The organism is Rahnella sp. CJA17(1/100) (genome assembly GCF_963881615.1).
Taxonomy (GTDB): Bacteria; Pseudomonadota; Gammaproteobacteria; order Enterobacterales; family Enterobacteriaceae; genus Rahnella; species Rahnella aceris.
Genome location: NZ_CAWOJA010000022.1, coordinates 233,879 through 260,236 on the forward strand (window position 1 = coordinate 233,879; position 26,358 = coordinate 260,236).

25 protein-coding genes and 6 tRNA genes are annotated in these 26,358 nt (G+C 52.8%); 14 read left to right on the top strand and 17 right to left on the bottom strand.

Annotation, left to right across the window (positions count from 1 at the left end):
• Nucleotides 1–5 precede the first annotated feature (5 nt).
• On the top strand, nucleotides 6–815 hold the full coding sequence (gene eutC, locus AACU55_RS12540) for an ethanolamine ammonia-lyase subunit EutC (RefSeq protein WP_134705542.1): 810 nt from the start codon (nucleotides 6–8) through the stop codon (nucleotides 813–815).
• 65 nt (nucleotides 816–880) lie between these two features.
• On the opposite strand, the gene AACU55_RS12545 is transcribed toward eutC, so the two are convergent.
• The 4 genes from AACU55_RS12545 to AACU55_RS12560 form a co-directional block, all read right to left on the bottom strand.
• Nucleotides 881–956 (bottom strand) — tRNA-Lys (locus AACU55_RS12545).
• A 7-nt stretch (nucleotides 957–963) separates the two neighbouring features.
• Nucleotides 964–1,039: transfer RNA gene (locus tag AACU55_RS12550), tRNA-Val, on the bottom strand.
• Between the two features lie 43 nt (nucleotides 1,040–1,082).
• Nucleotides 1,083–1,158 (bottom strand) — tRNA-Val (locus AACU55_RS12555).
• Nucleotides 1,159–1,204: 46 nt separating this feature from the next.
• Nucleotides 1,205–1,280 (bottom strand) — tRNA-Val (locus AACU55_RS12560).
• Nucleotides 1,281–1,543: 263 nt separating this feature from the next.
• Here AACU55_RS12560 and gltX point away from each other — a divergent pair.
• Nucleotides 1,544–2,962: a glutamate--tRNA ligase gene (gene gltX / locus AACU55_RS12565; RefSeq protein ID WP_013574447.1), complete on the top strand. Its 1,419-nt coding sequence runs from the start codon at nucleotides 1,544–1,546 to the stop codon at nucleotides 2,960–2,962.
• Nucleotides 2,963–3,050: 88 nt separating this feature from the next.
• Here the strand turns inward: gltX and AACU55_RS12570 are convergent, their stop codons facing one another.
• Nucleotides 3,051–3,842, bottom strand: coding sequence for a formate/nitrite transporter family protein (locus AACU55_RS12570; protein ID WP_013574448.1), 792 nt, complete (start codon nucleotides 3,840–3,842; stop codon nucleotides 3,051–3,053).
• Nucleotides 3,843–3,970: 128 nt separating this feature from the next.
• On the opposite strand from AACU55_RS12570, the gene AACU55_RS12575 reads away from it, so the two are divergent.
• The 3 genes from AACU55_RS12575 to AACU55_RS12585 all read left to right on the top strand — a co-directional run bounded on the left by AACU55_RS12575 (nucleotide 3,971) and on the right by AACU55_RS12585 (nucleotide 4,419).
• Nucleotides 3,971–4,111, top strand: a complete 141-nt coding sequence (locus AACU55_RS12575; protein WP_153374863.1) for a hypothetical protein — start codon at nucleotides 3,971–3,973, stop codon at nucleotides 4,109–4,111.
• Nucleotides 4,112–4,195: 84 nt separating this feature from the next.
• A tRNA-Ala gene (locus tag AACU55_RS12580) sits at nucleotides 4,196–4,271 on the top strand.
• 72 nt (nucleotides 4,272–4,343) lie between these two features.
• Nucleotides 4,344–4,419 (top strand) — tRNA-Ala (locus AACU55_RS12585).
• A gap of 136 nt (nucleotides 4,420–4,555) precedes the next feature.
• On the opposite strand, the gene AACU55_RS12590 is transcribed toward AACU55_RS12585, so the two are convergent.
• Entirely contained in the window at nucleotides 4,556–5,743 is a 1,188-nt protein-coding gene (locus tag AACU55_RS12590) for a NupC/NupG family nucleoside CNT transporter (RefSeq protein ID WP_013574449.1), read from the bottom strand.
• 417 nt (nucleotides 5,744–6,160) lie between these two features.
• Between AACU55_RS12590 and AACU55_RS12595 the strand changes: the two genes are divergently transcribed.
• Nucleotides 6,161–7,390, top strand: coding sequence for an Nramp family divalent metal transporter (locus tag AACU55_RS12595; protein WP_013574450.1), 1,230 nt, complete (start codon nucleotides 6,161–6,163; stop codon nucleotides 7,388–7,390).
• Nucleotides 7,391–7,461: 71 nt separating this feature from the next.
• Here the strand turns inward: AACU55_RS12595 and AACU55_RS12600 are convergent, their stop codons facing one another.
• Both AACU55_RS12600 and mgrA read right to left on the bottom strand, forming a co-directional pair.
• The gene (locus AACU55_RS12600) at nucleotides 7,462–7,875 is read right to left on the bottom strand and encodes a DUF2502 domain-containing protein (protein WP_134705543.1); all 414 of its coding nucleotides are present in this window, start codon (nucleotides 7,873–7,875) and stop codon (nucleotides 7,462–7,464) included.
• A gap of 159 nt (nucleotides 7,876–8,034) precedes the next feature.
• Nucleotides 8,035–9,024, bottom strand: a complete 990-nt coding sequence (gene mgrA, locus AACU55_RS12605) for an L-glyceraldehyde 3-phosphate reductase (RefSeq protein ID WP_037036334.1) — start codon at nucleotides 9,022–9,024, stop codon at nucleotides 8,035–8,037.
• Between the two features lie 328 nt (nucleotides 9,025–9,352).
• Here mgrA and AACU55_RS12610 point away from each other — a divergent pair, with 328 nt between their 5' ends.
• The gene (locus AACU55_RS12610) at nucleotides 9,353–11,011 is read left to right on the top strand and encodes an alpha-keto acid decarboxylase family protein (RefSeq protein WP_121019569.1); all 1,659 of its coding nucleotides are present in this window, start codon (nucleotides 9,353–9,355) and stop codon (nucleotides 11,009–11,011) included.
• Here AACU55_RS12610 and AACU55_RS12615 read toward each other — a convergent pair.
• Complete coding sequence (locus tag AACU55_RS12615) at nucleotides 11,000–11,887, bottom strand: LysR family transcriptional regulator (protein ID WP_037036332.1); 888 nt, start codon at nucleotides 11,885–11,887, stop codon at nucleotides 11,000–11,002. The two genes, AACU55_RS12610 and AACU55_RS12615, sit on opposite strands and share 12 nt — an antisense overlap.
• Before the next feature lie 132 nt (nucleotides 11,888–12,019).
• On the opposite strand from AACU55_RS12615, the gene AACU55_RS12620 reads away from it, so the two are divergent.
• Both AACU55_RS12620 and AACU55_RS12625 read left to right on the top strand, forming a co-directional pair.
• Nucleotides 12,020–12,493, top strand: coding sequence for a multidrug/biocide efflux PACE transporter (locus tag AACU55_RS12620; RefSeq protein ID WP_013574455.1), 474 nt, complete (start codon nucleotides 12,020–12,022; stop codon nucleotides 12,491–12,493).
• A 102-nt stretch (nucleotides 12,494–12,595) separates the two neighbouring features.
• Complete coding sequence (locus AACU55_RS12625) at nucleotides 12,596–13,294, top strand: aspartate/glutamate racemase family protein (RefSeq protein WP_013574456.1); 699 nt, start codon at nucleotides 12,596–12,598, stop codon at nucleotides 13,292–13,294.
• Here AACU55_RS12625 and AACU55_RS12630 read toward each other — a convergent pair.
• Nucleotides 13,291–14,553, bottom strand: a complete 1,263-nt coding sequence (locus AACU55_RS12630) for an ion channel protein (RefSeq protein WP_013574457.1) — start codon at nucleotides 14,551–14,553, stop codon at nucleotides 13,291–13,293. The genes AACU55_RS12625 and AACU55_RS12630 overlap by 4 nt on opposite strands.
• Before the next feature lie 218 nt (nucleotides 14,554–14,771).
• Between AACU55_RS12630 and glk the strand changes: the two genes are divergently transcribed.
• Complete coding sequence (gene glk, locus AACU55_RS12635; RefSeq protein ID WP_013574458.1) at nucleotides 14,772–15,743, top strand: glucokinase; 972 nt, start codon at nucleotides 14,772–14,774, stop codon at nucleotides 15,741–15,743.
• Nucleotides 15,744–15,880: 137 nt separating this feature from the next.
• Here glk and AACU55_RS12640 read toward each other — a convergent pair whose 3' ends face one another.
• Complete coding sequence (locus AACU55_RS12640; protein WP_013574459.1) at nucleotides 15,881–16,651, bottom strand: LytR/AlgR family response regulator transcription factor; 771 nt, start codon at nucleotides 16,649–16,651, stop codon at nucleotides 15,881–15,883.
• A gap of 64 nt (nucleotides 16,652–16,715) precedes the next feature.
• The gene (locus AACU55_RS12645) at nucleotides 16,716–18,449 is read right to left on the bottom strand and encodes a sensor histidine kinase (RefSeq protein ID WP_013574460.1); all 1,734 of its coding nucleotides are present in this window, start codon (nucleotides 18,447–18,449) and stop codon (nucleotides 16,716–16,718) included.
• 114 nt (nucleotides 18,450–18,563) lie between these two features.
• Here AACU55_RS12645 and AACU55_RS12650 point away from each other — a divergent pair, with 114 nt between their 5' ends.
• The 3 genes from AACU55_RS12650 (at nucleotide 18,564) to AACU55_RS12660 (ending at nucleotide 21,172) form a co-directional block, all read left to right on the top strand.
• Nucleotides 18,564–19,103: a GNAT family N-acetyltransferase gene (locus AACU55_RS12650; RefSeq protein ID WP_037036329.1), complete on the top strand. Its 540-nt coding sequence runs from the start codon at nucleotides 18,564–18,566 to the stop codon at nucleotides 19,101–19,103.
• Nucleotides 19,104–19,219: 116 nt separating this feature from the next.
• On the top strand, nucleotides 19,220–20,479 hold the full coding sequence (gene alaC / locus AACU55_RS12655; RefSeq protein WP_037036327.1) for an alanine transaminase: 1,260 nt from the start codon (nucleotides 19,220–19,222) through the stop codon (nucleotides 20,477–20,479).
• Nucleotides 20,480–20,647: 168 nt separating this feature from the next.
• Nucleotides 20,648–21,172 carry a cytochrome b gene (locus tag AACU55_RS12660; protein WP_134705545.1) on the top strand — a complete coding sequence of 175 codons (525 nt, stop codon included), beginning with the start codon at nucleotides 20,648–20,650 and terminating at the stop codon, nucleotides 21,170–21,172.
• A 43-nt stretch (nucleotides 21,173–21,215) separates the two neighbouring features.
• On the opposite strand, the gene AACU55_RS12665 is transcribed toward AACU55_RS12660, so the two are convergent.
• Nucleotides 21,216–23,021, bottom strand: coding sequence for a DUF4153 domain-containing protein (locus AACU55_RS12665; RefSeq protein WP_134705546.1), 1,806 nt, complete (start codon nucleotides 23,019–23,021; stop codon nucleotides 21,216–21,218).
• Nucleotides 23,022–23,209: 188 nt separating this feature from the next.
• On the opposite strand from AACU55_RS12665, the gene AACU55_RS12670 reads away from it, so the two are divergent.
• Entirely contained in the window at nucleotides 23,210–23,668 is a 459-nt protein-coding gene (locus tag AACU55_RS12670) for a nuclear transport factor 2 family protein (protein ID WP_134705547.1), read from the top strand.
• 67 nt (nucleotides 23,669–23,735) lie between these two features.
• Here the strand turns inward: AACU55_RS12670 and csgG are convergent, their stop codons facing one another.
• Genes csgG through csgD form a run of 4 tightly spaced genes read right to left on the bottom strand, consistent with a single transcriptional unit; the run spans nucleotide 23,736 to nucleotide 26,103 of the window.
• The gene (gene csgG / locus AACU55_RS12675; protein ID WP_013574468.1) at nucleotides 23,736–24,569 is read right to left on the bottom strand and encodes a curli production assembly/transport protein CsgG; all 834 of its coding nucleotides are present in this window, start codon (nucleotides 24,567–24,569) and stop codon (nucleotides 23,736–23,738) included.
• A gap of 32 nt (nucleotides 24,570–24,601) precedes the next feature.
• A complete protein-coding gene (csgF, locus tag AACU55_RS12680; protein ID WP_369794818.1) occupies nucleotides 24,602–24,994 on the bottom strand; it encodes a curli production assembly/transport protein CsgF in 393 nt (130 codons plus the stop codon).
• A 58-nt stretch (nucleotides 24,995–25,052) separates the two neighbouring features.
• Complete coding sequence (gene csgE / locus AACU55_RS12685) at nucleotides 25,053–25,472, bottom strand: curli production assembly/transport protein CsgE (RefSeq protein WP_013574470.1); 420 nt, start codon at nucleotides 25,470–25,472, stop codon at nucleotides 25,053–25,055.
• Nucleotides 25,453–26,103 (bottom strand): biofilm master transcriptional regulator CsgD, encoded by a 651-nt coding sequence (csgD, locus tag AACU55_RS12690; protein WP_013574471.1) that lies wholly within the window; start codon nucleotides 26,101–26,103, stop codon nucleotides 25,453–25,455. The genes csgE and csgD overlap by 20 nt, the downstream gene beginning before the upstream one ends.
• Nucleotides 26,104–26,358: the final 255 nt, after the last annotated feature.

The following is a 26,358-nucleotide window of genomic DNA, read 5'->3' on the forward strand; positions in this document are numbered from 1 at the left end:
TGCTGATGAATAAAGAAAAAGAGCAGGGATTATCGCCGCTGGTGCATAGCAACCCGTGGGAAACTCTGCGTCAGTTTACGGCCGCACGTATCGCGCTGGGACGTACCGGTTCGAGTCTGCCCACCGATGAGCTGCTGCGATTTGGTTTAGCCCATGCGCAGGCGCGTGATGCCGTGCATCAGCCCTTTGACAGCCAGAAGCTCGAACCCGAACTTTACGCGCTGGGGGTGGAAACGCTGACCGTTGCCAGCGCTGCACCGGACAGGGCGACCTATCTGTGTCGTCCTGATCTTGGCCGCAAGCTGTCAGAAAGCAGCCGTCAGGCCTTGCAGCGTCTGGCGCCGGAGCCTGCCGACGTTGTGCTGGTCATCGCTGACGGTTTGTCATCGAAAGCCGTGCACCGGCAGGCCGTACCGCTGATTGCGGCGTTATTGCCCTATCTGCGCACGCTGGAGCTGAAAATCGGGCCTGTGGTGCTGGCGCATCAGTCGCGGGTGGCACTGGGCGATGATATTGCGCAGGTGATGAAAGCGAAGGCGGTAGCGATTTTGATCGGAGAACGTCCGGGATTGTCATCTCCCGACAGTTTAGGCATTTACATGACCTGGGGGCCCCATACCAAAAGACTGGAATCGGAACGAAATTGTATTTCCAATGTGCGGCCGGAAGGGCTGAATTATCCGCAGGCGGCTTTTAAACTCGCCTGGCTGCTCGAACAATCTTTCCATCGCCAGTTGTCGGGCGTCAATCTGAAAGATGAAAGCGATAATCCGGCGCTACACAATAAGGTCGTGCCGATGTTTAAACTGGAGTAGGAGAAGGGAAAAAATTACCGGAGTACAGAAACGAAAAAAGCGCCTATAGGCGCTTTTCTCTGAATTGGTGGGCCGTGCTGGATTCGAACCAGCGACCAATTGATTAAAAGTCAACTGCTCTACCAACTGAGCTAACGGCCCGCAGAAGTGGTGGGCGATGACGGGCTCGAACCGCCGACCCCCTCCGTGTAAAGGAGATGCTCTACCAACTGAGCTAATCGCCCACTTCTGGGTACTTCCCCATGTAAGAAGAAACGTGCTGAGAAATGGTGGGCGATGACGGGCTCGAACCGCCGACCCCCTCCGTGTAAAGGAGATGCTCTACCAACTGAGCTAATCGCCCATTTCTCAATTCTTCTTACTTATCACAACGCGGCACTCTTAAAGAGTGGTGGGCGATGACGGGCTCGAACCGCCGACCCCCTCCGTGTAAAGGAGATGCTCTACCAACTGAGCTAATCGCCCCCGTCGTGATGGAGTCGCATTATAGGGATACTTGAAATTACGTCAACGCTTTTTAAAAACAAAAATGTTCATTCGGCTTATTTTTAGTCAACCTGACGTGTTTCTCGCCCGCGTAGTCGATTCTTTACGCATTCATGGCCTTAAACCACGTGACTGCCCCTGGTTGTGCGTTGAGGAATCAGGGCAGAGTGGTAGAATGTCAGCCACTTTTTGTTAATTGATAGCGACGTTTTTTGGCGTTGCGTGATTAAGGTTGCACCCAGATGAAAATCAAAACCCGTTTTGCCCCAAGCCCGACCGGCTATCTGCACGTCGGTGGAGCCCGTACCGCGCTCTATTCCTGGCTCTTTGCCCGCAACCTTGGCGGTGAGTTTGTGCTGCGTATCGAAGACACCGATCTCGAACGTTCCACTCAGGCAGCTATCGACGCGATTATGGATGGCATGAACTGGCTGAATCTGGACTGGGATGAAGGCCCGTATTTCCAGACCAAGCGTTTTGACCGTTATAACGCGGTGATTGATGAGATGCTGGAAAACGGCACGGCTTATAAATGCTATTGCTCTAAAGAACGTCTGGAAGCGCTGCGTGAAGAACAAATGGCAAATAACGAGAAGCCTCGTTATGACGGCCGCTGCCGCGACAGCCACGAACATCACGCTGCTGATGAGCCGTGTGTGGTGCGTTTTCGTAACCCGCAGGAAGGTTCTGTCATCTTTGACGATCAGATCCGCGGACCGATCGAATTCAGTAATGACGAGCTGGACGATCTGATCATCCGCCGTACCGACGGTTCACCGACCTATAATTTCTGTGTCGTTGTCGATGACTGGGATATGGAAATCACCCACGTTATCCGTGGCGAAGACCATATCAACAATACGCCGCGTCAGATAAACATCCTGAAAGCGCTGGGCGCGCCGGTACCGGTTTACGCGCACGTTTCTATGATTCTGGGTGACGACGGTAAAAAACTGTCCAAACGCCACGGTGCGGTCGGCGTGATGCAATACCGTGATGACGGTTATCTGCCGGAAGCGCTGCTGAACTATCTGGTGCGTCTGGGCTGGTCTCATGGCGACCAGGAAATTTTCAGCCGCGACGAAATGAAAGCGCTGTTCTCACTGGAAAACGTCAGCAAATCTGCCAGTGCGTTTAACACTGAAAAACTGCAATGGCTGAACCACCACTACATTAACACGATGGATCCGCATTACGTGGCGACCCATCTGCTGTGGCATGTTGAGCAGGCGGGTATCGAAACCCGTAACGGTCCGCAGCTGTTTGAAATCGTGACCCTGTTGGGCGAACGTTGCAAGACGCTGAAAGAGATGGCGGAGTCCTGCCGTTACTTCTACGAAGATTTTGCAGAGTTTGATGCCGATGCGGCGAAGAAACACTTACGCCCGGTTGCACGTCAGCCGCTGGAAGTGGTTCGCGCCAAACTGGCCGCTATCACTGACTGGACCGCTGAAAACATTCACCATGCGATTCAGGGCACGGCGGATGAGCTGGAAGTAGGGATGGGTAAAGTTGGTATGCCACTGCGCGTTGCGGTAACGGGCGCAGGCCAGTCACCGGGTGTTGATGTCACCGTTCACGCTATCGGCCAGAGCCGTGTGCTGGCGCGTATCGATATGGCGTTAGCCTTTATTGCTGAGCGCGAAACACAAGCACAGTAATGGCGGTTAAATAGCGATAAAAAAGCCAGCGCGGGAAACCGGCTGGCTTTTTTCTTTTCTTAAAACCCGGGTGTGAAAAACGTCTTAATTAACGTTGTTCAGTTGCCGGTGTTTCAACGGTCGGGCGGTAGGCCAGGAAATACATCAGGCCAACGAAGCCCGCACCACCTACGGCGTTACCGAGGAACACGGCCACGAAGTTAGGCAGGTATTCTGACCAGCTCAGCGCACCGGCAAAGATTGCCGCAGGCACGATGAACATATTTGCTACCACGTGCTGGAAGCCGATGGCCACGAACGCCATAACCGGGAACCACATGCCGATCACTTTGCCGCCAACTTCTTTGCTGGCGAAGGCCAGCCAGATTGCCAGACACACCAGCCAGTTACAGCCGATACCGGAAATGAACGCATGCATGAAGTCTGCGTTGACCTTCGCGGTGGCGGTGGCCACCGTTTTGCTAAGGAAAGCACCTTCCGTCAGCCCCAGAACGTGGCCGAAGAAATAGGCCACTGCCAGGCTGCCCAGCAGGTTAGCGACAGTGACCCAGAACCAGTTACGCAGCACCGCGTAAAGGCTTATCTGACGCGCGAACCAGGCGATAGGTAAGGTCATCATATTACCGGTCAGCAGTTCTCCCCCTGCTAACACGGTCAGAATGATGCCTACCGGGAAGACGGCAGCGCCAAGCAAGTTACTGAATGAACCCCAGGATGCAGGTAATGTCCCTATTACATGCAGATCCAGAAGGAAACCGGTGGCGATGAATGCGCCAGCCAGAAAGCCCAAAATTAACAAATTCAACACGGTGGCGCGGCTTTTATTAACGCCCGCTGTGACGGCGATGGATGCGATTTCTTTAGGTGAATACAAGGACATGGGAGTGCTCGAATGGTGTAAGTTATGATTATTGCGCGAGAAGTCTATTCTGAGATTTATCTCAAAACAAGGCGATTATCATAGTCTGCTAACATTTCATTAATCATTCGGACATAGATGTTAAGGAAATGCGTAAGCAGATCAGAAAGCTAGGAAAAATGCGGGCTGGCGGACAAATTGTAAAACAAAGCGTCTGTCTGAAAATTTCCCTGATGGCAGAGGATTTTTCCCTGTGGAATGGGGGATTTGGCGGCTTTTTCAGCGCTTGAATTGAGAAACGGATTTAGCCGTTGACAGGGGTAGCGACGTTTCATATTATGCGCCCCGTTCACCCGTTTTTACGGGCATGAATTGGGGGTATAGCTCAGCTGGGAGAGCGCTTGCATGGCATGCAAGAGGTCAGCGGTTCGATCCCGCTTATCTCCACCAACTTCCTTTCCAGAGCAAGTTGGCTGTTTCCTTCCCAGGGAAACAAAAAAGTAAATGTGTACGACCTCGTGTGGGGGTATAGCTCAGCTGGGAGAGCGCTTGCATGGCATGCAAGAGGTCAGCGGTTCGATCCCGCTTATCTCCACCAAATATTAAAGAAACCCGCTTCGGCGGGTTTTTTGCTTTTGTCGGTTTGTCATTTCTCTTGCCTGTTTTACTGCGCTGAATCGCAGACATAAAAAAAGGCGCCGGAGCGCCTTTCATGTCGTTCTGTATTTGCTTACTTACGCCAGTACCAGACCCGCGATAGAAGCAGACAACACGCTGACCAGCGTTGAGCCGTACAGCAGTTTCAGGCCGAAGCGTGAAACCACGTTGCCCTGATGTTCGTTCAGGCCTTTGATAGCGCCGGCAACGATACCGATGGAAGAGAAGTTAGCGAATGACACCAGGAACACGGACAGGATGCCCACGCCGCGTGGTGAAAGTTCGGTTGCTACTTTCTGCAGATCCAACATCGCAACGAATTCATTGGAAACCAGTTTGGTTGCCATGATGCTGCCTACCTGCAAGGCTTCGTGACTTGGCACGCCCATCATCCACGCGAATGGATAGAAGACATAACCCAGCACGCCCTGGAAGGTGATACCGAATACCACGTCGAACAACGCATTCAGGCAGGAAATCAGTGCGATGAAACCAATCAACATGGCTGCAACGATGATAGCAACTTTGAAGCCTGCCAGGATGTATTCACCCAGCATTTCAAAGAAGCTCTGACCCTGGTGCGTATTACCGATTTGCAGGTCTTCTTCTGAATCAACCTTATAAGGGTTGATCAACGACAGTACGATGAAGGTACTGAACATGTTGAGCACCAGCGCAGCAACAACAAAGCGCGGTTCCAGCATGGTCATGTACGCACCCACAATCGACATAGAAACCGTCGACATTGCTGTGGCAGCCATGGTGTACATACGTTTTTCAGACATTTTGCTCAGAATATCTTTATATGCGATAAAGTTTTCTGACTGACCCAAAATCAGGGAGCTGATGGCGTTGAAAGATTCCAGTTTTCCCATGCCATTAATTTTCGACAGAACCGTACCGATAATACGGATGACGAAAGGCAGTACACGAATGTGTTGTAAAATACCGATCAACGCAGAAATAAACACGATCGGACACAAGACTTTCAAGAAGAAGAACGCTAATCCTTTATCGCTCATGCCTCCAAATACGAAGCCGGTCCCTTCCGCAGCGAATCCTAATAATTTCTCAAACAAGTCTGAGAAGCCTTTCACAAAACCTAAACCAACAGAAGAATTCAGGAAGAAGTAGGCTAACAAGACTTCGATGACCAACAGCTGAACGATGAAGCGTAAACGGATATTTTTCCGGTCACGGCTCACCAGTAAAGCGAGTGCAGCGACAACGGCCAACGCTAATACAAAGTGCAATATTCGGGACATGGGTGCTCCAAATTAGAGGCAGGCTATATTTCGACGGTCATTTTATGTAACGCGTACATTTAAAACGTGAAGTCGATTGCAAATATAGAAATTACAGACACGAATTGCAACAAATCGCGGCCCATCACACAAAAAATCAAGATGTTAATAAAACTAAGCACAATTAGCATTCCTGTGCTAGTTTTATCATGTGCCGTAATGCGTTCTGAATCTGGCCCGTTAATGTCTGTTTTAGGAAAGTGCGCTGCGTCTGGCTTTCTGAAGCCGGGTGAGCGAATCACCCCCTCAGTTATTACTTTCTCGCTTACCGCTGCTGCCTATCAGAGTAATCACTCAGATCATCCCAAATGCACTTGATAATCATTATCAATTAGATATCATTGATGTAAGCGTAATAATTGTAAGGGTTAACTAACTATGCTGAACAGCCGGGCCGAATCTGCAGGCCGCGCGTCCAGAAAGATGAAGCTTTCACTGATGGGACCGGCCTTTATCGCCGCCATTGGTTATATCGATCCGGGCAACTTTGCGACGAATATTCAGGCCGGTGCTTCTTATGGCTATCAGTTGCTGTGGGTGGTGGTATGGGCCAACGTCATGGCGATGTTGATCCAGTTGTTGTCTGCCAAACTCGGTATCGCGACCGGCAAAAACCTGGCCGAACATATCCGCGATCGTTTCCCGCGTCCGGCCGTCTGGGCTTACTGGGTGCAGGCGGAGATTATTGCAATGGCCACCGATCTGGCCGAATTTATTGGCGCCGCCATAGGCTTCAAATTGCTTCTCGGGGTTTCCCTGTTACAGGGCGCAGTACTTACCGGGATTGCCACCTTTATTATCCTTGGGCTGCAAAAACGCGGGCAAAAGCCGCTGGAACTGGTGATCGCCGGTTTACTGTTGTTTGTTGCTGCGGCCTATATTGTTGAATTGTTCTTCTCGCAGCCAAGCATGCTGGCGCTGGGCAAAGGCATGTTAATCCCCGCACTGCCAACCGCTGATTCGGTGTATCTGGCCGCCGGTGTGCTCGGCGCGACCATTATGCCGCATGTCATTTATCTGCACTCTTCGCTGACTCAGCGGGGCGGCAAGGCGTCCAAAGCGCAGCGTTATTCAGCCACCAAGCTGGATGTCGGTATTGCCATGACCATCGCCGGTTTTGTGAATCTGGCGATGATGGCGACGGCTGCGGCGGCATTCCATTTCAGCGGACACAGCGGGATCAGTGAGCTGGATGAAGCCTATCTGACGCTGCAACCTTTGCTCGGCCACGCTGCCGCGACCACCTTCGGTCTGAGTCTGGTGGCAGCCGGTTTATCTTCTACAGTTGTCGGCACGCTGGCCGGACAGGTAGTGATGCAGGGGTTCGTGAAATTCTACATTCCGCTGTGGGTTCGCCGTACGGTGACCATGATGCCGTCTTTTATTGTGATCCTGATGGGATTAGATGCCACACGCATTTTGGTGATGAGCCAGGTATTGCTGAGCTTCGGGATTGCGCTGGCATTGCTGCCGTTGCTGGCTTTTACCGGTAACCGCAGCCTGATGGGCGAGATGGTGAATACTAAAACCGTGCAGTGGGCGGGGCGGGTCATCGTGCTGATCGTCGTCAGCCTTAACCTTTATCTGCTGACAGGTATGTTGAAATAACGCCTTCGCCAGCGACAGATAATAAAAAACGGGACAGTTTGCGCTGTCCCGTTTTTGTTTTATTCCGTTGATTAATGGCGGTGATCGCCATGCCCGCCCCGGCGATCATCATGGCCGCGACCCCGATCCGGCCCGCGGCCGTGATCATAATGCGGACGTCCGTGGTCGCTGTGATGATAACGCGGTGGCGGCATCGGACGACGTGGCGGATGGCGTTCGTTCCACCAGCCATGATCGCGCCAGCGATAACCATCCCAGTAATAGCCGCGCGGGCTGCGTGCACCATAGTGGTGACCACGGTAACCATTCCACCAGCTTGGGTTACGCCAGTCATAGCCGTCCCAGTAATAACCCCGCCTGTCGCGATCACCGATATTGATAGAAAGGCCCGGCGTATTCAGGCTGAAACTGCTGGCCTGCACGGTGGGTACCGCCGCAGGGAGCAGGGTAAAGAACAATGTGGCAAAAAGTACCGGCTTTAACATGAGTGGCCCCAGATTCCTTATAATTTATGCTGACAGTTATAAGGGGAAGAGGGCACCGGTACTATTGCTTACAATCCTGTTTTGAATGATTTACGCGCCTTAACGGTTTACTTACGAATCCTCCATAAAGGCGCGTTTTTTATACCGCAGGGTAATCGCTTACACTAAAATCCCTTCGATCGCCGCCAGTTCTTCTGTGCTGAAATGACGGTGAGAGACCATGCCCACGGCATCGTCGATCTGGCTGGTTTTACTGGCACCAATCAGGACGGACGTCACGCGGTCGCCGCGCAGAACCCACGCCAGCGCCATCTGCGACAGCTTCTGACCGCGTGCCTGCGCAATATCATTCAGCTTACGCACTTTTGCCAGCTTCTCTTCCGTCAGCTGATCTGCTGTCAGGAACTTACTGCCGCTGGCTGCGCGGGAATCTTCAGGAATGCCCGCCAGATAACGGTCAGTCAGCACGCCGCCTGCCAGTGGCGAGAAGGCGATAGACCCGACGCCGTTATCCGCCAGCGTATCCAGCAGATCAGCCTCAACCCAGCGCTCGAACAGGGAATATTTTGGCTGATGGATCAGGCACGGCGTGCCAAGATCTTTCAGGATTTCAAACGCTTTTTTGGCGCGTTCTGCCGGATAATTCGACAGCCCGACGTACAGGGCTTTGCCCTGACGCACGATCAAATCCAGCGCGGCCATGGTTTCTTCCAGCGGTGTATCAGGGTCAGGACGGTGATGATAGAAAATATCCACGTACTCCAGCCCCATGCGTTTCAGGCTCTGATTCAGGCTGGCGACCAGATATTTTTTCGAGCCCCAGTCTCCGTACGGGCCGTCCCACATGGTGTAACCGGCTTTGGAGGAAATAATCAGCTCATCGCGATAAGGCAATAAATCTTCCTGCAGGATGCGGCCGAAATGCTGTTCTGCCGAACCCGGAGGCGGGCCGTAGTTATTGGCCAGATCGAAATGGGTGATCCCATGGTCGAAAGCATGGCGGATCAGTTTCCGGCCATTCTCAAAATGGGCGTTATCGCCAAAGTTATGCCACAAACCCAGGGAAATGGCGGGCAGTTTCAGACCGCTCTGGCCACAGCGACGGTATTCCATATTCTCGTAACGGGTTGGACTGGCTTGATACACCATGTGAGTCCTTATAATAAATTCAGAAGTGAACAGAAGGTTATAAATGTCATAAAAAACCAATTTTAGTGTATGCGCTTTCACAAGCATTTCCAGCTAATCAGATCACATACGGAACAATCCTTGTGCGCAGGATCGTTGATTACCGTGACTATTCTTCCTGCCTATTACCTTTACTGCTGAATCCGCTTCCCTGCATTCACACAGTGCAGGGGTGTAACTCTGCGTTGCCATGCCTTATTTCGAATAATAAATGTGCTGTTCCCCGGTTTGGAGTAATACTCATATTAGTGGGATTAACTGGTTACTTTATTTTTTACAGAGGATCGTCATGGTTAATGAATACACAGTAGGTGACTATCTCTTAGATCGTTTATCACTCAGCGGGATCTCCGAGTTGTTTGGCGTGCCGGGCGACTACAATCTGAAATTCCTCGACAGTGTGATTAATCATCAGCAAATCACCTGGGTCGGCTGTACCAATGAATTAAATGCCGCCTATGGCGCAGATGGTTACGCCCGTACCAAAGGTATTGCGGCGTTGCTGACGACGTTTGGTGTCGGCGAACTGAGCGCACTGAATGGCATTGCCGGTAGTTATGCGGAATATGTGCCTGTCGTGCATATCGTGGGTGCGCCAGCACTGACGTCTCAGCGTAAAGGTGAGCTGCTGCATCACACGCTGGGAGATGGCGAATTCTGTCATTTCATGCGGATGTCAGCTCCGGTCAGCGTGGCGCAGGCGTCCCTCACACCGGAAAATGCCCTGGCTGAAATCGACCGTGTGATTGAAGAAGTGATGTACAGCTCGCGGCCGGGTTACCTGTTATTGCCCAGCGATGTGGCCGCTTTGCCGGTCAGTACCCGTGCGCATGCGTTACCTGCGCGTCAGCCGCCTTTCTCGGCTTCTTCTCTGGAAGCTTTTACTGCCGCCGCTGAAACGCAGTTGCGGGGTGCAAACCGTGTTTCGTTGCTGGCGGATTTTCTGGCAGACCGCTTCAAGGTTAAAAAGGCGCTGGAACAGTGGATGGAAGAAGTGCCGCTGGCGCATTCAACGTTGCTGATGGGTAAAGGTTTATTCAACGAGCAGCAGGCGCATTTTGCTGGCACTTATTCGGGGGCCGCCAGCGCACCGTCAACGAAAGAAGCGATTGAAGGGGCTGATGTGGTGATCACGGTCGGGGTGAAATTTACTGACACCATCACCGCCGGTTTTACCCAGCAGCTTCCGTCCGGAAAATGCATCGACCTTCAGCCCTTTTTTGCCCGCGTGGGCGATAAGATCTTCCATCAGCTGCCGCTCGAAAAAACGGTCAGCGTGATGCACCGCCTGACCGCTGAACTGGCTTCCGGCCGGACGCCTTATCCTGTTAAACACAACGCATTGCCGTTGTCGCACGATAACAGCCTCGGACAATATGCCTTCTGGCAACAGATTCAGGATTTCCTGCAACCGGGAGATGTACTGGTCGCCGAGCAGGGCACCGCCTGTTTTGGTGCGGCGGCGCTGAATTTGCCGCAGGATTGCCAGTTCGTCGTCCAGCCGTTATGGGGCTCAATCGGTTTCACGCTGCCCGCCGCATTTGGTGTACAGATTGCCGTACCGGACCGCCGTGTCGTGCTGCTGATTGGTGATGGCTCCGCACAGCTCACCCTGCAGGGATTAGGCGCCGCCATCCGTTATGGCCTGCCGCCGATTATTTTTGTGATTAACAATGACGGTTATACCGTCGAACGGGCGATACACGGCGAAACCCAGCGCTACAACGACATCGCGCAGTGGAACTGGACACAGTTCCCGGCGGCCTTCGGCGGTAAAGAAGTCTTCAGTGCGCGGGCGGATTCGCCGCAGGCGCTGAAAGAAGCGATAGCAAAGGCCACCGCACGGCGGCAGATGGCCTGGATAGAAGTCATTTTGCCAAAAATGGATATTCCTGAACTGCTCAACTCAGTGACTAAATCGCTGGCGCAACGTAACTCAGGGCAATAAATCAGTTTCCGGTGATGGCGGGACAGTCAGCTGGTCGATGAACCACCAACCCGCCGGACCGGGCTGATTGTTTTTACTCCAGACCGCATCCACCGATATCTGCTTCGGCCAGCCGCGCATCGGCAGGCTGACCAGTTTGTCATGTCCGAACTGTTTCACCAGCCAGTGCGGCAGTGTCGCCCAGCCAAATCCCTGTTCCGCCATTTCCAGCAACATCAGATAACTGGGCGCTGACCAGATCTGACCCCGCGCCCGCGGCATTTCACGACGGCTGTAAGGCTGCAGGCAAAGCTGGCGGAAGGTGTGCAACTGCTCCGGTTGCAGATCGGTGATTTTTGCCAGCGGATGTTCACGGCTGCAAAATACCGACATATCCGTTTGTTCCGGTAAACGCGCCACACCAATGTCCGGCGGATAACTCGCCTGTACTTCCACCATGCCGACATGGGCACGGCCAGACTGCAACAGGTCGATCACATCCTGATCTTCGGCGATCTGACATTCAAATTCGATATCCGGATACCGGCGTTCAAACCGGCGCAGCAGCGCCTCGTGGTGAGTCGGCTGGTAAGTGTCAGACAGCACAAACGTCAGGCGGGTTTCCACCTGCGTCGATAAACGCACCGCCAGTTCATCGAGGCGTTCGCTGGCGGCCAGAATCGCCTGAACGTGGCTGAGCACGCGTTGTCCGGCTGGGGTCAGCACCGGCTGGCGACTCTGGCGGTCAAACAGTGTTACGCCTAAATCCACTTCCAGATTGGCGATCGCCGTACTGACAGTTGACTGACTCTTGCGCAGTTTACGCGCCGCTGCTGAAAACGATCCGGTATCGGCCGCTTCGACAAAAGCCATCAGGGCTTCCGGTGAATAGCGCATCAGGTACTCCTTCTGGTTCTGACATATCTATTTTATCGATACTTTCTATCTTTTAACTATCTCATTTAGTGATGATAATCACTGCCTGTGACAGCCGTCACGTAACAATGATCAGGAATCAGGCAGGTTTTTATGTCTAAGCAAACACGGAATATCTCTCAGAAAACGTTCGGCGAACGCATTTTCCACGCGGTGGGTTTTGAAACAATCGCGGTACTGATTTCGGCACCGGCAGCAGCCTGGGCGCTGAACAAACCGGTCTGGGAAATGGGCGCGCTGGCGATCATGCTGTCGACGACAGCGATGGTCTGGAACATCGTCTATAACAGCCTGTTCGACAAATTCTGGCCGGTTTCCCGCGTGGTGCGGACATTTAAAATCCGCGTGGCGCACGCGCTGGGGTTCGAAGGGGGATTCATCATGATTGGTCTGCCGGTTGCCGCGCTGTGGCTGGGGATCGGGCTGCTGGACGCCTTTATGCTGGAAGTCGGGTTCTTCCTGTTCTTCCTGCCGTATACCGTGGCCTACAACTGGGTTTACGACACGTTGCGCCAGCGCTGGATGGACCGCCGTCTGGCCGCAGAGGATTGCCCGGCCAAACATTAATCCGCATCGCTGAATGCGCAAAAAAGCCCGCCGACATTTTCTTTGTCCGCGGGCTTTTTGTCGGTTATGGTTTTGCCATCCGCATAAACACAGGGTGTGCAAATGAAAACGTTAGGGTTGATTGGTGGCATGAGCTGGGAATCTACCGTGCCGTATTACCGCATGATTAACGAGCATGTGAAGCAGCAACTGGGGGGATTGCATTCTGCCAAACTGTTTCTCTACAGCGTCGATTTTTATGAAATCGAAAAGCTGCAAATGGCCGGTGACTGGCAGCAGGCGGGTGAAATTCTTGGTAACGCCGCGAATTCACTGGCGCGTGCAGGGGCGGAGGTCATCGTTGTGTGTACCAACACCATGCATAAAGTGGCAGACGATATCGAGCGGATCGGCGGCCTGCCGCTGTTGCATATCGCCGATGCGACGGCTGACAAAATCACCGGACAGGGGCTGCATAAAATCGGTCTGCTCGGCACACGTTTCACCATGGAACAGGATTTCTATCGCGGACGTTTGCAGGAAAAACATCAGATTGACGTGGTGACGCCGGATGAAGCTGACCGCGCGATTGTTCATCGCATTATTTATGAAGAGCTGTGCCTGGGCAGGATTAAGGAGGATTCCCGCGCAGAATACCGGCGGATTATTGGCAAATTAGAACAGCAGGGCGTCGAAGGCATTATTCTCGGATGTACCGAAATCACCCTGCTGGTGGGCGCTGAAGACGCGAGCGTGCCGGTTTTTGACACCACCGCCATTCATGCGCTGGCGGCGGCGGAGTTTGCACTAAAGCAGGATTAATCTTCTTCCGGGACCGGCCGGTTGAGCCGCTGTTTTGCCACCTGCATCAGCGGTTTACCTGCCAGCATCAGCCAGGCTGGCAGCATCACGATGCACAGTAGCGGCAATAATTTCAGCCCCGGCACCACCGCTGCGGCCATAAACAAGCTGAGCCAGCCGTCACGTGTCACCACCAGCACCATGCCCATGACGGCGCATGAAACGGTCACCGCCGCCGGCACATCCGGTGCGTACTGATGCAACATCAGGCCAAGCGATACCCCGACAAACACCGCCGGGAAAATGCGTCCGCCACGAAAACCGCAGGCTGCCGCCACCACTAACGCCGCCAGTTTGGTCAGGGTGATCGCCAGCAGCGGCCCCATCTCAAACAATGCATTGGAATGCGCCAGCTCCTTCATTTCATCCAGCCCTTTAAACAGGGTAATTTCCCCGCCTGTCAGCGCCAGTAAACCCAGCACAAAGCCGCCAATACCCAGGCGCAATACCGGATTCTGAATATTGTTAAACATCCGGTGAACATGCGGGAACAACCAGACGGCAATCATCCCCAGCGCGATGGCAATCAGCACCACGACTGATCCGCTGAAAATATCCATCAGGCTGGCGGCGTCATACGACGGAATGCTGAGCGAAAAATCGGGCTGAAAAAACTGATCGGTGGTGATGGCGCCAGCGCCCGCGGCGAGCAATGGCGCAAAAAGGCGATCCCATAATTGCACATCTTTGCTGGTGCCGAGGGTTTGCGAAAAAATCAGCGCGGCCGCCACCGGCGTGCCGAACAACGCGCCGATAGTCCCGGCCGCCGCCAGGATCACCCAGTCCGTCGTTGGCACTGCGGGCAATAAACGGGATCCTATTGCCGCCACCAGCGCGATATTAATCACTGTAATCGGATGTTCCGGCCCCAGACTGACACCGCCTGCCAGTCCGACCATCAGCGCCAGCGCCAGCCCAGGTAAAGCGCTGACTGCCACCGGGGCGCCAATCAGAGATTCCGTGGCAGGATCCGGCCCGGCGTGGCCTGGCATATACTTAATGATGGCGCCGACGCCAATGCCGGTCAGTGTCAGCATAAACAGCGTCCAGCTGGCGGATTGTGTATTGATATTCAGCACGGCGGGAATGTTCTCCCACAGCAGATTTTGCAGCGCGCCAGAAATCATCATGACGAATACCAGAACCAGGCTGGACATCACGCCGATAATGATCGCGGGCAGGGCAAAAGCTAACATGACTCTGGTGCGGGGATGGAACATGCACGTATTTCCTTATTTATAATTTTGTTTGCTCTGATAGCTTAGATGAATCCCGGCAAAGTCGGTTTGCGGGCTGTCGACATTATTTTGTGTGGCATGCTGCATAAATGTGGGTTGCTTCAAAACTGCGTTGCAGCGTATAGCAATTACCGCTATTTTGCCCACACGAATTTGGCGCAAATGCGCAGCATAATGAATTTACTTTTGCGGAGAATAACATGACCAAATACTCCCTGGTGGGCGATGTCGGGGGCACCAACTGCCGCCTGGCGCTTTGCGCGTTGGACAGCGGCGATATTTCTCAGTCTAAGACTTTCTCCGGGCTGGATTACGACAGCCTCGAAGCCGTGGTGCGTGAGTACCTCGCGCAGCAGCATCAGGATGTTGAGGATGCATGTATTGCCATCGCCTGCCCGATCACTGGCGACTGGGTGGCCATGACCAACCATACGTGGGCCTTTTCCATTGCCGAAATGAAGAAAAACCTTGGCCTGCAACATCTGGAAGTGATCAATGACTTCACCGCCGTTTCGATGGCGATCCCGATGCTGAAAGAAGATGACCTGTTGCAGTTCGGCGGTAAAAAAGCGCAGGACGGCAAACCGGCAGTGATTTACGGTGCTGGCACGGGGCTGGGCGTCGCACACTTAATTCATGCCAATAACCAATGGTTGAGTCTGCCCGGCGAAGGCGGCCATGTTGATTTCGCGCCAAACAGCGAAGAAGAAGACATCATTCTTGAGCAGTTGCGTACCGAAATGGGGCACGTTTCTGCCGAGCGTATTCTCTCCGGTCCGGGGCTGGTGAATCTCTACCGTGCCATTGTTAAATCAGATAACCGCGTGCCGGAAAACTTCAAACCGAAAGACGTCACAGAACTGGCGCTGGCAGATGAAAATCTGGATTGCCGCCGCGCACTGTCGCTGTTCTGCGTCATCATGGGGCGTTTCGGTGGCAACCTGGCGCTGAACATGGGCACCTTCGGCGGCGTGTACATCGCTGGCGGCATTGTTCCGCGCTTCCTGGACTTCTTCAAAGCGTCCGGTTTTCGTGCCGCGTTTGAAGACAAAGGCCGCTTCAAAGATTACCTGATGGATATTCCGGTGTTCCTGATCACGCACGATCAGCCGGGGCTTGTGGGTGCAGGTGCGTACTTACGTCAGTCTATCGGCCTTCCTCTTCGTCCTTGAAGTTGCAGCGGTGTTGGCTGCGCTCGAAGACCCGAATCACTGACATCAGTCAGCTCATCGGGATCTTCTCACTTGCCGCCTTGCTGCAACTCCAATGACTTAGCGGAAGAATCGGGCTTTCTATTTCAAAAGCCCGATCAAAACCGCATTAACTGCCTGAATTCTTTCACCTTGCTGCGACTTACCGGCACCTCGAAATCTAAATCACTTAAGCGCAAAATATAGGTGTTATTGAACCACGGCACGATCTCGCGGATTTTCGACAGATTCACGCAGTACGAACGATGACAGCGGAAAAAATGCTCCTCCGGCAGGCGGTTGCATAATTCGGTGATGTTCATCGGCATGGTGAATTCTTCTTTGCGGGTATATACCTGCGTGACCTTTTCCTGCGCGGCGGCGTAATAAATATCGTTGATATCGGTAACGATAATCCGCTCATCTTTGATCAGATTGATGCTGTGACTGACACGCGGGGTGCTGCCCGCGACGGGGGCAACACCTTCCGGTTTATCGCCCGGTTCCTTCACTGTCAGCTCTTTATCCCGGCGAAAATGTGACTCCAGCTTTTGCAGCATGGTGACAATGCGTGACTCGTGATAAGGCTTAAGAATGTAATCAAATGCCTCGATTTCAAAGGCTTCTGCGGCGTGCTCCTTATAGGCGGTGATAAACACGATATAAGGTTTATGCGCAAACTTACTGATATTTTGCGCCAGTAATACGCCGTCAAGGGAAGGGATGCTGATATCGAGAAAAATCGCGTCCACTTCATGTGATTGCAGGTATTTAAGCACGTCCAGCCCGTCATCCAATATTGCTTCAATGCTGATGCTGCTGTGGGTATTAATCAGATAACTCAGCTCTTCCTGAGCCGGTACTTCATCTTCGACGATAATCGCTTTCACTGAATTATCTCCCGGTGCGATGGCCCGAAAGGCGGGCGGGTAAAATGAAAAAGCGTCCCTGTAGTCAGGCTATTTTGCTCTCAAGGGCTTGCGTGACTTTTGCAGGAGCGTGGGTAATAACAAACGAAATATCGGTGCCTGGCTCAAGACGGCGGATGCTCAGGCCCTGACCATACAGCAATGAAACACGGTGATGCACATTGAGCAGGCCGATTTTGTTGCCGGGCATTTCATTGCGTGCCACACGGTCAATGGTTTCCTGATTAATACCGTGGCCGGTATCTTTTACTGACACCCTGATACCGTCAGCCTGATGCTTCACTGAAATCACCACCACGCCTTTTCCGCTGCATTTCTGGATGCCGTGCACAATGGCGTTTTCGACCAGCGGCTGGATCAGCAGGCTGGGGATTTTCACCGAAATGTCGTCATCAATGTCATAAATCACCGTCAGTTTGCTGCCGAACCGCGCCTGCTCAATGGCGATGTAATCCTGTACCTGATGAAGTTCTTTGCGCAGGTCGATCAGTTCATCGTTCAGTTCCAGGTTATAACGCAGATAACGGGAAAGGTTGATGATGAGCTGGCGCGCCACGTCGGGGCGGGCGCGGATAGACGACGAAATCGCATTCAGCGCGTTAAACAGAAAATGGGGATTTATCTTGCTCTGCAACGCCCGCATTTCGGCTTTATTGGCCATCTCGCGCAACTGTTCGGTGCGTGATACTTCCATCTGCGTCGACATAATTTGCGACAGCCCGATCGCCATCACTTTCAGCGAATAAGTGATGCGGTGCGGGTCGCAATAATAGATTTTCAGCGAGCCGGTGACTTCGCCTTTTTCCCACAGCGGAATAATAATCAGCGAGTGAATTTGCGGCGTACGGTGCATTTCGTCGTTGTTTCTGACCGTGATTTCACCGCTTTCCAGCGTCGCTTTGGTCATCTCACTCAGCGTTTCATGGCCGATATTATATTCTTCAGCACCCACGCCGACGTACGCCAGAATGTTTTTGGTATCAGTGATCGCCACCGCATCGGCGTCGATATCATCACGAATAATGCTACAGATACTGGCCAGGGATTCGGCGTTGATATTCCTGCCTTCTATGTTACGGCCATCTATATTGCGGAAGTACGGCAGCGTTTTATTGGCAATATCCAGCGCCAGCCGTGCCTGCCGTGCGGCAATCACCTCTTTTTCATCCTCGACACTTTGCACCAGCAACACAATCAGGCCGATGGAACTGGCCCCGAGGATCAGCGGTGCAGCGATGTTCATGACGATATCCAGCCCGAGCGAAAACGGTCGCGCCATCAGTAAAATCAGGATCATGGTCAGCGTTTCGCACAGCATGCCGCCCAGAATGCCGACTTTCCAGTGCAGTGATTTTTTGACTTTCTTATTGATATAACCGGAAAGGAAACCTGCGGTAATACTGGTGATGAGGCACGGAACAGACGTTGGCCCGTGAATGTCGATCAGGAAACGGTGCGTGCCGGAAATCAGGCCGGTAATGATCCCGACCCACGGCCCGAACAGGATCCCGCCCGACATGATCGCGATCGTACGCACGTTGATCAGTGAGCCTTCGACGTTGATCCCTGAGAGCGTACCGAAAATGGCGAACAGCGAGAAAATGGCGGTGACCGCAGTCAGTTCCAGCGGCGTATGGGTTTCATTTTCTTTGTGCAGCAGTTTGCGGAACAGCGGGGTTCGCGTGAGGAAGAACAGACAGATGAGCATCAGCGCCGCACGGTCGAAGACCGCCAGCAGCATATCGAACATGTGAGGCATGGCAGATTAGGCTCTTTGCACGATTGAAAGATAAGCGTGCCAAATGGATTCAGCGGTTATTATATGTAAAAGGTCAGACTTTCACCATCGCCAGACACAGGAGCACATTCCGACATGATTTTGTTATCCACGCCGCGGCTGATCATGCAGCCCATCCAGGCTGACGACTGGGCATTTTTCTTGCGGCTGTATCAGACCCCGGACGTCATGCGTTTTATCGGCGATATCGAAACCCATGCACAGGTTCATAGCCGTTTTGAACAACGTCTTGGTCACTGGGATCGCTACAGTGATTTCTGGCTGTGCCTGCTGATCCGCGAAAAAGACACCGGCGCGGCGGTGGGGCTGACCGGATTTTTCCCGGACTGGCGGCCCTATAAACAGGGCGAAGTCGGATTCATTCTGGCTCCTGAACATCAGCGCAAAGGTTATGCAGTGGAATCCCTGCGCGAAGTGCTGAACTTTGCGTTTGACCAGTGTGGTTTTCACCGTCTGCAGGCCAACGTGCTGGAAGGCAACGACGCTTCGCGCCGTGTGCTGGAAAAATGCGGTTTTCAAATGGAAGGCCGTTTACGGGACAGCTACCGGATCGGCGACGAGTGGAAAAACGACTGGCTGCTGGGGCTGCTGGCGACCGATCCGCGTCCGCAGTAAAAAAATAATGCGCAGTATCTCGACAGCCATTTTCCTCTGCGTTATGTTCGTAGAAGGCCGTTACGCGGCCAGCGTCGCTCGGACGGTCCGGGCGCTTACGTATCCCAGAGGAAATTATGGCTGATTCCAGTTCACCCCGTCGTTTTTCACGTATTGATCGTCTTCCCCCTTATGTTTTCAACATTACTGCTGAACTGAAAATGGCCGCACGCCATCGTGGCGAAGACATTATCGATTTCAGTATGGGTAACCCTGACGGCCCGACACCGCCGCACATTGTGGAAAAACTGGTGCAGGTTGCGCAGCGTGAAGACACGCACGGTTACTCGACCTCACGCGGCATTCCGCGTCTGCGCCGTGCGATTTCCCGCTGGTATGCCGATCGTTATCAGGTAGAGATCGACCCTGAAAGTGAAGCTATCGTCACTATCGGTTCGAAAGAAGGGCTGGCACATCTGATGCTGGCGACGCTCGATCACGGCGACACCGTTCTGGTGCCCAACCCAAGTTATCCGATCCACATTTATGGTGCCGTGATTGCCGGTGCGCAGGTGCGTTCTGTGCCGCTGGCTGAAGGTGTAGATTTCTTTGCCGAGCTGGAAAAAGCCATTCGCGAAACCATTCCGCGGCCGAAAATGATGATCCTCGGCTTCCCGTCCAACCCGACGGCGCAGTGCGTGGAGCTGGATTTCTTCGAGCGCGTGGTGGCACTGGCCAAGCAATACAACGTGCTGGTGATCCACGATCTGGCGTATGCCGACATCGTATACGACGGCTGGAAAGCGCCATCAATCATGCAGGTGCCGGGTGCAAAAGACATTGCGGTGGAATTCTTCACGCTGTCAAAAAGTTACAACATGGCGGGCTGGCGCATCGGTTTTATGGTCGGTAATCCTGAACTGGTCAGCGCGCTGGCGCGTATCAAAAGTTATCACGATTACGGCACCTTCACGCCGTTGCAGGTGGCGGCCATCGCGGCGCTGGAAGGGGATCAGCAATGCGTGAAAGACATTGCCGAGCAATATCGCCAGCGCCGTAACGTGCTGGTCCGCGGGCTGCATGAAGCGGGCTGGATGGTGGAAAATCCGAAAGCGTCGATGTATGTCTGGGCAAAAATTCCGCCTGCGTATGCGCATTTAGGGTCACTGGAATTCGCCAAACGTCTGCTGGCCGATGCTAAAGTTTGTGTGTCGCCGGGCATTGGTTTTGGTGATTACGGCGATACCCATGTGCGTTTCGCCCTGATCGAGAATCAGGACAGGATCCGCCAGGCGGTGCGCGGCATCAAAGCGATGTTCCGGGCAGACGGTTTGCTGCCACCGAAAAAAACGGCGGGTGAACCCCCTGTGGAACAGGATCCGGCCAGCCTCGCGTAATACGCCGTCAGACAACCAGACCGGGCACATGCCCGGTTTTTTTATAACATTAATTTAACTTCTTTACTTTCGTGGCCGCATTTATCCACAAAGTCTGCGCAATTCCTTTCTATACTCAGGGCAATATTCCTGTTTTCCACACGTTATCCTCCGGCGAGGAAATTACTCATGAAAACCCGTTATTCGCTGTCGCAGATCAGCCTGCACTGGGCGACGTTACTGATGATTATTCTGACCTACACGGCGATGCTGACCCGTGATTATTTCCCTGAAGATAATCAGCCGCTGGTGCGTTTGCTGCATTTTAATTTCGGGATTGGTGTCTGGTTGCTGATGTTTGTGCGCATTTTCCTGCGGACCCGCCATGCGACACCGGCGATCACGCCGCCCGTGCCGCGCTGGCAAAAAGCCGCGTCCCATGCAGTGCATGGGGTGTTATATCTGCTGTTTCTGTCGTTGCCGGTGCTGGGGATTTTGACGCTGGAGTTTGGCGGGCGGGAGTGGTTTTTATTCGGCTGGCCGGTGCCACAGTTTGTGACGCCGGATCCCGATGTACGCCGCACGGTGAAAACGGCGCATGAATTCCTGGCAAACTGCGGTTATTACCTGATTGGCCTGCACGCGCTGGCAGCGATTTATCATCATTACTTGCGTAAAGATGACACCTTACTGCGCATGATGCCGGGAAAATAAAGCGGGATTCACCGGCAGAAATCTGCCGGTGAAGGGGAGGCGATTATTCTTCGTCGTGTTTGTAATGAATGACCCGGCGTTTACCGTCAATCTGTACGTCAGCCCATTTACGCGTTACCGGTTTGACCTCGCCGTTGCGCAGGGCAGTGATCAGTGCAGGGTTATCCTTTTCTTCATACAGATAAAGTTCTCCCGTTTGCGCCCATTTCCCGGCCTCTCTGGCGTAAATACGGCAGTTGACGGAAGGCGTATCCAGCGTATTACAGAGGAAAACTTCTTTCTGCCGGTCGTTGTTTAAATCCAGCGTATTGACGATACACGCGCCCTCCAGGCTGTGACAGTCGCGCAGTGTGTTGCGGTATTCATCCAGCTGCGGCAGGTTTTTCCACCAGGTGTCGTCGGGGGATACCGCGCCTTTCGCAAGCTGAATCATCTTCTTAGCGTCTTCCACGCGATAATTTTCCGCCAGTGCAGCACGCTCTTTATCATCGTAAGCGCCCCAGCGTGATGTCTGCGCGATCATATTTTTCAGTGTGGCCTGCAGGCGCGGATCGGCAGTAAACGCGGGGTGTTGTTGCAGCGCTGTCAGCGCCTCGTTGCCACGGCGACCGGTATCAAAACGCAGCATCTTCAGATCGAAATCCTTCGCCTGCGTTTTGCCGCTGTCGAGTCGCGCAATCTGATTGTTGACGCTGATACGGTAAGGATCGAGCAGCGGGCTGTTGACCGCCATCACCAGAATGACCACCAGCAGCGACAACGGCTTATTGAATTGAGTAATACGCGGCAGCCAGTCCGGGCGTTTATCGATCACCGAAAAACTGTAGCAAAGGGCGGCGATCAGCGTGACGCTGATCACCAGCACCGCCCACAGACGTTGCGGCGTCCAGCCGTATTGCGAAACGCGCAGGCCGGTGGAATACAGCGCCAGCGCGGCATACACCGGCAGCAATAAAATCGCCGCATTCACCAGCAAACGGACCGCCCGCGGATACGGTTTTTCAGCGTGATCGGTTTCGCGTACCACGTTAACCAGCAGCAGAATGCCGAGCGCCATGGTGGTCAGCAAACTGGCTGCGGACCAGGCTTGCGATAACACCGTCAGGCCGGTGAACGGCAGGGCGAACAGGAAAATCAGCGCAACGAACGCCACCAGCGGCAGCAGGCCTTTGAGAATAAAACGGATGATATTGCGGGTGGTATTCATCAGCGCCGGTTGCGTGCGGCAGGTGACGATACTGATGCCCAGCAGCAGGCCGAACACCAGATGCATAAACAGCGGCGTATCGAAAAACAGCTCATGGAAATATTCAATGCCGATCACCCGGAACAGCCCGGCACATAATGCCATCACGCCAACGGCCAGCAGCATCATCAGCAACGTCAGCATGGCGCACAGCGTATTCTGGCTGTAGCAGGCGGAAAGGTTGGCGTAACGGTAACGGTTGTCTGCCGGGAACGCCTGCACCTGTAGCCACGGCAAAACAAAAAAGACCAGCAGCGTCAGCGACAGGTTAAACGGCGCCATCACGCTGTCCCCGGACGTTGCCGCGATATTGCTTTTCGCCCAGGCTGCCATGCCCGCCAGTAACAGGATGAGCAACCCTGTTCCGCCCCAGAACCGGCGATCACCAGGCTGTACTACTGACAGAGAAATCAGCACCGGTAATGTTAATGCCATAGTCTGGCCGTAAATATTATGAGAGAACCCGGCATATCTGATGGCCGCGTGATCTGAAAAGAAGTAATACAGCAGGAACCCCTGCAACAGGCAAATCGCAAGGATTAACCAGCGGGTGGGAACGGGCAGAGGCGGCATCGCGCGACCTGCTCTGTTGAACTGAGACATCCGTGACTCTCCGAAAGTGTAAGAGGACATGTTGTTAAAAACGCATGCCAGTGTAGAGGGTTCCGGCTTCCGGTGCAGAAAACTCTTCACCTGAGCGGCCTCAGCGTTTTGTGAGCGACCCTTCATAACTGGCAAAATCAGCGGCAGTCACTAGGCTTATGGACTGGATGGAGAATTTCGAGGTGAAAATGGCAGAACACGAACTGAAAGAAAAGCGTATTGAAATTGTTAAGAATTTCTACGCCAAACTGGATCAGGCAGATGCCTCATTACTGGATCTCTTTGCTGAAGATGTGGTGCTGTTTTTCCCAAAATTTGGCACCGCGCAGGGAAAGTCTTCACTGGGGGAACTGGGTAAACGCTTTGCGCTTGAAATCGACAAGATCCAACATATTCAGAACGCTTTCCGCTTTCTGAGTGACGGAGATGCCATTGTGCTGGAAGGGCAGATGCGCGGCGTGATGCAAAGCGGTGACCGCTGGCCGACGTCCGAGGTCGGCAGCCATCATTTCTGCACTGTCTTTGTCTTTGAAGATTTGCTGATCAAACGGCTGAGCATTTATCTCGATCCGGACTTTAATCTTGAGGATAAAAAGCGGGTGAATAATTACCGGCAGGTGATGAAAAGCGAGGAAAGCAAAACCTGAGATTGTCGGATAAAAAAAGAAGGGAAACCGTTTCAACCCACGGTTCCCCTTCGCCAACTGCCTCTCATCAGGATTCGGCAGGGACAATGTTGTTCTTATAGCGTTGCAAAATGGGTGAGTTGATCTCCGACGGGTTCTGCAACTGCCACAGGTTACGTTCGATACCGTCATTCACCAGATAAATCACGCCGGATTCAATCGCCGACATCAGGCATAACATCACAGGCTCATTGGTGGTGTAGCCCAGTTCGCCTTCCAGCAACCGCTGATAATCGATAAAGCGGAACACCCCGGCCTGCACTTCATACGACAAAATCGTTTTGCTGGTATTTACGGAAGATAAAACCTCGCCGGTATTGACGTCGACAGCACGCAGGTTCACGGCTATCTGATCCAGCTGGTATTGCGTACTGGCACCGATACCGAAATACCGCGCCCCCACGCCGCCTGATTTCACATTACTTTCGTAACCGATTATCGAGCCTTCAATCAGAATATTCGCTGCTACCAGCGAGGAAAGTGGCCGCTGATTATTGATCGCGACACTGCCATTTTCCTGCGCGGCACGGATAATTTTGCGTTCGTTCAGCAGGTTTTGCAGCCCCTGACGTTCCAGCGGGATAAACCATTTTGAATCTTTGAGTGCCGATACCAGCATCGCCGTGGCGCTTTGTGGCACGGCGGTCGAGAAGTTACTGGCCGGATACGGTTTGAACTGGCCCGTTTCATCCTGAATGTTATAGACCGACACAAAAATCCGGCCCTGCGGCGAAGGCAAATGCGTCAGATCGGTATAGCTTGGCGCCCGGGGCAATAATGTCGGTCTTGCGGCTTCTTTCGGTGCTGCTGTGAGGCACCCGCTCAACACAAAAACTGCGATGAGTAATAAATAGCTGCGCATGATGTCGTTCCTGTTTTTATTGGTCGTCGGAATCAGTTGGTGGTGGCGGACAAACCCTGAACCTGAATAGTGGAAATTTTACCGGTCTTGCGGTCAGTGACATTCATCACCAGCTGTCCGTCGGTATTCTGGATATCCACGATAAAGTCCTGTGTTACCAGTCTCCCCGGTTTTCCCTGATTGACGTTGCCCATCAGGCTGCCCAGCAATTGTGACTGAATTGAGGCGGTGAAATTGTCCAGTGCAGACGTCGAGGTGGACCCGAAGTCATACGCATCGGGGTCTTTATAGGAGTTTTGCGCCTGAGCTTCGTTGAGCAGGAACGCACCATTATTCGGGTTGCCGCCGAAATTCGGGTTGATGAACTGGAAAACCATATTGCCGCCCCAGGAAACCGGGGACGCCGTCAGCAATGCCAGCAGCATGACTGAACGCGAAGCTGAGACTGGAATATTCACGATGCTCTCCTTAAGAGGCTGTGCATTAAAATTCGTCATGGGCGAGATCCCCGGTGCCCAGTAACGCTTTGTCTAATTGCCGCCGTGATAACGCTTCGGTTACACCGGCAATGGCGGTATCGACGTCCTTATTAAAATTGCGACGGTTGGGAAACAGCAAAGTCTGATACAGGGTGTCCTGACCTATTTTTATGGTGATCCAGCTCCCCCAGCGGGCGCTGGGCCTTTCTGAAATGGTGATGGTTTCCGGGTAGTTCTGTTCCCATTTGCCGGTAAAGCCACGGTAAAAATCGTGGCCGACCGATGTCACGGTTCTGTCGGTGATAAGCCCCGGGTCTTTTATATCCGCAGCCTGAACATGCAGGCAGGTGGCGCATAACAGCGCCAGCCAGAGCCAGAAGCCCTTTATGCAAATAGTCATGATGTCAGCGCTTGAGATTGTCATTCGCCCAGGACGCCGCCTGGGTACGGTTTTTAACCGAGATTTTTCTAAATAAATTATAGAGATGCGTCTTGACGGTGTTCTCGCTGATAAACAGCAAACGCGCGATTTCCGTGTTCGAGGCGCCCACACGTAACTTATTGAGGATCTCTTTTTCACGATGGGTCAGGCCGGTTTCTTCTGAGTGAAGATGACGGAAAGCACCGGACTGATTGATCAGGTAACTGGCGAAGCCCTGAGAGAAGTAACATTCTCCGCGGATCACGCTTCTGATCCCTTCCACCAGATGCTCTTCGTCAGTGGAGAGATAAAAAACGGCGCTGATCCCCGGCCAGGTTTCAATTTCCCGAAAATGATAATTATCAGGTGTGTTTAATAATAATAACTTCACGTTGTCGTGATAGCGGTTAATAGCCGTTTGCCACAGTTCAATTGTCCGGCGATCGGCTTCCATCATATCGAAGAGAATTAATGCCTGTTGAAGCGCCTGATCCTCAAGTGATTTATGGATATTATGCAGCCGGGTATTGACACAAAGTTGCTGTTTTAATTGCTGCAATAAAGCACTGGCTTGTAATGATGGTTTGGTCACTAATAAAAGAATATTATTATTGATTGCTGCTTCATTACTCATAATGAAACCCTGCCCTGATTTTTATAGCCACAGTCTGCCACTGCCTGAATATTGAAAAGGCACGGAATAGACTGAGATTTTATTTTGCTAAATCTATAGCTGTATGTTTGCTGTGCATATCTGAAAGTAGCAAATATTCACAACCTGAGGCACATAATATTTTCAGGTGGTTTATGTGCGGTACTGACTCAATTTAGCTTTTGGTTTACCTTACGCAAGGCTTATTTATGTTTCAAAATGTAACTGAAAATGTAT